At 73.4% G+C, this 6,443-nt stretch carries 6 protein-coding genes; 4 read left to right on the forward strand and 2 right to left on the reverse strand.

Going from position 1 to position 6,443, the window contains the following annotated elements:
• Positions 1 to 59 precede the first annotated feature (59 nt).
• Positions 60 to 653: a GNAT family N-acetyltransferase gene (locus tag IEZ12_RS06865; RefSeq protein ID WP_189271247.1), complete on the forward strand. Its 594-nt coding sequence runs from the start codon at positions 60 to 62 to the stop codon at positions 651 to 653.
• Between the two features lie 140 nt (positions 654 to 793).
• Here IEZ12_RS06865 and IEZ12_RS06870 read toward each other — a convergent pair whose 3' ends face one another.
• Positions 794 to 1,414, reverse strand: a complete 621-nt coding sequence (locus tag IEZ12_RS06870) for a TetR/AcrR family transcriptional regulator (RefSeq protein WP_189271248.1) — start codon at positions 1,412 to 1,414, stop codon at positions 794 to 796.
• 160 nt (positions 1,415 to 1,574) lie between these two features.
• Between IEZ12_RS06870 and IEZ12_RS06875 the strand changes: the two genes are divergently transcribed.
• Positions 1,575 to 2,207 (forward strand): FMN-dependent NADH-azoreductase, encoded by a 633-nt coding sequence (locus tag IEZ12_RS06875; protein ID WP_043913219.1) that lies wholly within the window; start codon positions 1,575 to 1,577, stop codon positions 2,205 to 2,207.
• A 338-nt stretch (positions 2,208 to 2,545) separates the two neighbouring features.
• Positions 2,546 to 3,112 (forward strand): NUDIX domain-containing protein, encoded by a 567-nt coding sequence (locus IEZ12_RS06880; protein WP_189271249.1) that lies wholly within the window; start codon positions 2,546 to 2,548, stop codon positions 3,110 to 3,112.
• Between the two features lie 45 nt (positions 3,113 to 3,157).
• On the opposite strand, the gene IEZ12_RS06885 is transcribed toward IEZ12_RS06880, so the two are convergent.
• Positions 3,158 to 5,476: a Tex family protein gene (locus IEZ12_RS06885; RefSeq protein WP_229847331.1), complete on the reverse strand. Its 2,319-nt coding sequence runs from the start codon at positions 5,474 to 5,476 to the stop codon at positions 3,158 to 3,160.
• A gap of 250 nt (positions 5,477 to 5,726) precedes the next feature.
• On the opposite strand from IEZ12_RS06885, the gene IEZ12_RS37865 reads away from it, so the two are divergent.
• On the forward strand, positions 5,727 to 6,443 hold a 717-nt coding region (locus IEZ12_RS37865), incomplete at its 3' end, for a glycosyltransferase 87 family protein (RefSeq protein WP_229847301.1).

The following is a 6,443-nucleotide window of genomic DNA, read 5'->3' on the forward strand; positions in this document are numbered from 1 at the left end:
GTGAGGGTACGGAATATCCCCTGGTCAGCGCGGTCGGGCATGGCTCATACTTCCGGATCATGAGCCACTCCACCGACGCACCTGACAACACGGTGCGACCGCTGACCCCGGGCCGACCGCCCGAGCTGCTGCCGATCGGCGGCGGCGCGCACCTGCGCCGCCGCCGGCTGGCGGACGCCGCCGCGCTGAACACCGCGGTGCTCGCCAACCTCGACCACCTGCGCCCGTACATGCCGTGGGCCGCCAACGCGCCGACGCTGCCGGAGAGCGAGCAGCTCTCGGTCCGCGGCGAGCAGGTCTGGGACGAGGGCACCGACTTCATGTACCTGCTCGGCCTGGACGCCGAACCGGACGTGGTGATCGGCGGTTTCGGCCTGCACGGCCGGATCGGCCAGGGCGCGCTGGAGATCGGCTACTGGGTGCACCGCGAGCACGTCGGCCGCGGCCTGGCCACCGCCGCCGCCCGCGCGCTCACCGGGGCCGCGCTCGCCCTGCCGGGCATCACCCGGGCGGAGATCCACTGCGACGAGTCGAACGCCGCGAGCGCCGCCGTGCCGCGCAAGCTCGGCTACACGCTGGACCGGATCGATTCGGCGGCGCCGACCGCCCCGGCGGAGACCGGTCGCAAGATGATCTGGGTGACGGGCTCCTGACGCACACGCGGCAGAACTGACGGGGACGGACGGCGGCCGTCCCCGTTCTTCATGCCCGCCGCCAACGCCTCACGCCCCGCCCGGCTCACGCCATGCCCGCCGTCAACGCCTCACGCCTCACGCCCCACCCGCCGCCCCGCTCAGCGTCCGGCGAGCCGTTCGATCAGGGTCTGCCAGCCGTCGGCGAGCAGCGCGCCGAGGTCGCCCTGGCAGCGTTCGGCGCGCTGCTCGGCGGTCGACCGGTCCATCGACAGGAAGACCAGCGGGGGGCCTTCGAGGGCGCTGGTGAGCTGGAAGGCGAGCGTCTCCGGGTCGGGCAGGCCGAGCCGGGCCTGCCTGAGCAGCATCCCGATGTGCGGCTGGGTGAACACCGGTCCGCCGGCCGGGACGGGGCCCTTGCGTTCGACCGCGGCACGCGCGATGTCCTGCCGCGCCAGCAGGAAGTGCGTCCGTTCGCGGCCGTAGGCGATCAGCCGGTCGACCGGGTCGGCGCCGGGGCCGAGCGGGGGCGCGCCGGACAGCACCGCGGCCTGGAAGCGCTGCTCCTCGGCGTCCAGCAGCGCGCGGAAGATACCGGCCCGGGTGCCGAAGCGGCGGAAGACGGTGCCTTTGCCCAGGCCGGCGCGTTCGGCGAGCCCGTCCATGGTGACTTTCTCGGTGCCGAGCTCGGCGATCATCGCGCGGGCCGTGCACAGCAGGGCCTCCCGGTTGCGGGCCGCGTCCGCTCGCTCGACCGGGGGCTTGCCGAAGGGGACGTCCATGGCTGCCAATTTACCTTCCGAGCGAAACGGGGTAAAGTCCGTTTCATCGAAGCGGGGTAAAGTCCGCTTCATCGGAGCGCGGCCCGCCCGGCCGCCTTCCCCGCCCTGCCCCGCCGCGCCCGCTGCTTCCCCGGCAGGCCGAGATCCGAGGAGATCTGTCATGCACCTGTTCCGCTTGGACGCCAGCATCATGGGCCCCAACTCGACCAGCTCCGAGCTCGCCGACACCGCCCACGCCGAGTGGGCGGCCGCCCACCCCGAGGGCACCGTCACCCGCCGCCACGTGGGCGCCGACCCGCTGCCCGGCGACGTCTGGACCCACGCCACGCTGGCGGGCTTCACCCCCGAGGACCAGCGCACCGACGAGCAGCGCACCGCCGCCGCGCTCGGCGCCGAGCTCGCCGAGGAACTGCGCGCCGCGGACGCCGCGATCATCGCCGTGCCGCTGTACAACTGGGGCGTCTCGCAGCACTTCAAGACCTGGGTCGACGTGGTGATCGCCGGCGCCGGCCCGTCCGCGCAGCTGCTCAAGGACAAGCCGGTCCTGCTGGTCACCTCGCTCGGCGGCGGCTTCGCCCCCGGCACCCCGCGCGAGGGCTGGGACCACTCCACCCCGTACCTGGAGCGCATCCTGCGCGACGTCTGGGGCGCCGACCTGACCGTGGTCCGGCGCGAGCTGACCCTGGCCGCCGTCAACCCGGCGATGGAGAGCCTGCGCGACCTGGCCGCCGAGTACCACACCCAGGCGCTGGACGCCGCCCGCGACGCCGGCAAGAACCTGGTCCGCGCCTGACGGACCGTCAACAACCGGGCGCCGGAACGGGAATCCCCGTTCCGGCGCCCGGTCGTCCGCAGGCGGTTCCGACTCCGCGAAACGCGGTCGAGCCCGGTCCGCGGGTCCGGCGGGAGTGATCCGCATGCACCCGCTCGACGCCGCCCGGCTGATCGCCGCCATGGATCCGCCCCCCGGAGCGCACCGCACTGTTCGCCGAGCCGTCGGAACGACCGGGAGGCCACCGTCGGATGACCTTCCGGTGCGGCGAATTGACGTACGCCCACCGGAGGGTGACGTTCCGTCGGATTCGTTGACCCCCGGGTCCGGTTCCGCCCACCCAGGACTACGATCGATCGATGACGGACACGACGCGCAGAACAGACGACAGAGCCGCGATCGCAGCCAGGTTCCCGGCCCTCCACGCACCGCAGCGCTGGGAGTGGGGCGGCATCGACGCGCAGTTCACCACGGAACTGCCGCCGGACGAACTGGTCACCAACATCCACCTGGTGGGTTTCTCCGAGGGCCGCGTGGTCCTCTGCCACGACGTACGCGGCCACTGGTTCCTCCCCGGCGGCACCCGCGAGGCCGCCGAGAGCATCGACTCCTGTCTGGCCCGCGAACTCCGCGAAGAGGCCGGCGCCCGCCTCACCGGCCCCCCGACCTGGATCGGCCACCACCTCGCCGTCTCCGACGGCCCCACCCCCTACCGCCCCTGGCAGCCCCACCCCGTCAAGGCCTGGCTCTGGGGCTGGGCCGAAGTCCTCGTCGACTCCGCCCCCACCAACCCCGCCGACGGCGAACAGGTCCTCGAAGTCCGCCTCACCACCCCCGAAGAGGCCCAACACCTCCTCGCCCACCACCGAGACCCCTGGTGGCCCGAACTCATCGCCCTCGCCACCGAGTCCCGCGCCGCCGGCTGACGGCGACGGCCGGCCCCGTGGGACCGGCCGTCGGGCGGGGGCCTGCTACTTGCCCAGGCCGGCGCGGCGGAGGGCGTCGGCCATGGCGGAGTTGGCGGGCGGGGGCGGGGTGCGGTCGTTCTGGCGGCGGTCCTGGCGCGGGGGGCGGGAGTCGCGGCGGGCGGACTGCTCGCGGGGGCCGGCGGCAGGGCGGGTCTCGTCGTCGAGGCGCAGGGTGAGGCCGATCCGCTTGCGCTGGACGTCGACGGCGGTGACCTTGGCGCGGACGATGTCGCCGGGCTTGACCACCTCGCGCGGGTCCTTGACGAAGTTCTTGGACAGCGCGGAGACGTGCACCAGGCCGTCCTGGTGGACGCCGATGTCGACGAAGGCGCCGAACGCGGCGACGTTGGTGACCACGCCCTCCAGGACCATGCCGACCTCCAGGTCGGAGATCTTCTCCACGCCCTCCTTGAAGGTGGCGGTCTGGAAGGCGGGCCGCGGGTCGCGGCCGGGCTTGTCGAGTTCGCCGAGGATGTCGGTGACGGTCGGCACGCCGAAGGTGTCGTCCGCGAAGTCGCCGGGGCGCAGCGAGCGCAGCACCGAGCCGTTGCCGATCAGCGCGCCCAGGTCGCCACCGGTGGTGGCGAGGATCCGCCGCACCACGGGGTAGGCCTCGGGGTGCACCGCGGACGCGTCCAGCGGGTCGTCGCCGTCGGGGATCCGCAGGAAGCCCGCGCACTGTTCGAACGCCTTGGGGCCGAGCCGGGAGACGTCCTTGAGCGCGCGCCTGGTCCGGAACGGCCCGTTCGCGTCGCGGTGGGCGACGATGTTGTCGGCAAGCGTGCCGGTGATGCCGGAGACCCGGGTGAGCAGCGGCGCGGAGGCGGTGTTGACGTCGACGCCGACGGCGTTGACGCAGTCCTCGACCACGGCGTCCAGCGAGCGGGAGAGCTTGAGCTCGCTAAGGTCGTGCTGGTACTGGCCGACGCCGATCGACTTGGGGTCGATCTTGACGAGTTCGGCCAGCGGGTCCTGCAGGCGGCGGGCGATGGAGACCGCGCCGCGGATGGAGACGTCGAGGCCGGGCAGTTCCTGGGCGGCGAACGCGGAGGCGGAGTACACGGACGCGCCGGCCTCGCTGACCATCACCTTGGTGAGCCCGAGCTCGGGGTGACGCTTGATCAGGTCGACGGCGAGCCGGTCGGTCTCCCGGGAGGCGGTGCCGTTGCCGATCGCCACCAGGTCCACCTTGTGCTCGGCGGCGAGCCGGGCCAGCACGGCCAGCGCCGCGTCCCACTTGTTGGCGGGCTGGTGCGGGTAGATGGTCTCGTGGGCGACGACCTTGCCGGTGGCGTCGACCACGGCGACCTTGACGCCGGTGCGGAAGCCCGGGTCGAGGCCCATGGTGGCACGGGTGCCGGCGGGGGCGGCGAGCAGCAGGTCGCGCAGGTTGGCGGCGAAGACGCGGACCGCCTCGTCCTCGGCCTCGGCGCGCAGCCGGGTGCGCAGGTCGATGCCGAGCCGGACCAGGATGCGGGTGCGCCAGGCCCAGCGGACGGTGTCGGTGAGCCACTTGTCGGCGGGGCGGCCGCGGTCGGCGATGCCGAACCGGGCGGAGATCCGCTGCTCGTAGTCGCTCGCGCCGGGCAGGTCGGCCTCCTCGGCGCCGTCGTACGGGGAGAGTTCGAGGTCGAGGGCCTCTTCCTTCTCGCCGCGCAGCATCGCCAGGATCCGGTGCGAGGGCAGCTTGGTGTACGGCTCGGCGAAGTCGAAGTAGTCGGCGAACTTGGCGCCGTCCTGCTCCTTGCCGTCGCGGACCTTGGCGACCAGCCGGCCGCGGGTCCACATCCGTTCGCGCAGCGAGCCGACCAGGTCGGCGTCCTCGCCGAAGCGTTCGACCAGGATGGCGCGGGCGCCCTCCAGCGCGGCGGCGGCGTCGGCGACCTGCTCGTTCGCGTAGCCGGCGGCGAGCGCGGCCGGGTCCTGCGCGGGGTCGGCGAGCAGCGTGTCGGCCAGCGGTTCGAGGCCGGCCTCGCGGGCGATCTGCGCCTTGGTGCGCCGCTTGGGCTTGTACGGGAGGTAGATGTCCTCCAGCCGGGCCTTGGAGTCGGCGGCGAGGATCTGCGCGCGCAGCGTGTCGTCGAGCTTGCCCTGGGAGTCGATGGACTCCAGGACGGCGGTCCGGCGCTCCTCTAGTTCGCGCAGGTACCGCAGCCGCTCCTCCAGGGTGCGCAGCTGGGTGTCGTCGAGGGCGCCGGTGACTTCCTTGCGGTAGCGCGCGATGAAGGGGACGGTCGCTCCGCCGTCGAGCAGGCCGACGGCGGCCTGCACCTGGTTCTCGCGGACGCCCAGTTCCTCGGCGATCTTGCGTTCGACGGGCATGGTCACGATGCCGGTCACCCTTTCTGGTGGTTTCGCTTCTCGCCCGTGCATTCTGGCAGGTCCGGCCGACGTTGTTCGGCGGACCGGGCAGCACGGCGGGGTGTGGCGCGTTCCGGGGACGTGCACGGACACGCGCGGAGGCCGGTCCGGCCTTGCCCGATTTGTCTGATATGAGTGAGATCGCACAAGGGCCTGTCCAGAGGCTCGGCCCCGGATCGACCCCGCAGCACGACCGCACAGGAGGACAACGGTGGCGCAGGTCCCCACCCGGCCGATCCGCTGGAGCCGCCCCGCGACCTGGCCCCGCGAGGTCCTCGTGCTGGCCGTGTACTGGGTCGCCAGCCGGCTGCTGATGGTCGGCCTGGTCCGCTCCGCGAAGACGGAGTCCACCTCCGAGGTCGGCGAGCTGTACCGCGGCTGGTCCGAGGTGCTGCGCACCGGCTCCTTCCCGGTGGACGACGTCACCTGGCAGTACCCGCCGGGCGCGGCGCTGCCGATGCTCGCACCCGCCGCGCTGCCGTTCCTGACGTACCTCCAGGCGTTCTGGCTGCTGATGCTGCTCACCGACGCGCTGGTCCAGTTCGTGCTGCTGCGGGTCTCGCTGGGCCGGCCCGGCCGTTCCACCTCCGGCGCGTGGCTGTGGGCGCTGGCGCTGCCGCTGCTGCTCGGTCTGCCGTACGGGCGCTACGACCTGGCGGTCACCGGGCTGGCGATGGTCTCACTGCTGCTGCTGCCCGCCCGGCCCCGGCTGGGCGGGGCGCTGGCCGGGGTCGGCGCGATGGTCAAGGTGTGGCCGGCGCTGATCGTGCTCGGCACCCCGCGCGGCCGCACCACCCGGCAGGCCTGGGCGGCGATGGCGGCGGCCGCGCTCGCCCTGCTGCTGGTGCTGGCCGCGCTCTTCGACCACGCCCTGGACTTCCTGCACGCGCAGCGCCACCGCGGCGTCGAGATCGAGTCGCTGGGCGGC

This window comes from Kitasatospora griseola, from assembly GCF_014648555.1.
Classification (GTDB): Bacteria; Actinomycetota; Actinomycetes; order Streptomycetales; family Streptomycetaceae; genus Kitasatospora; species Kitasatospora griseola.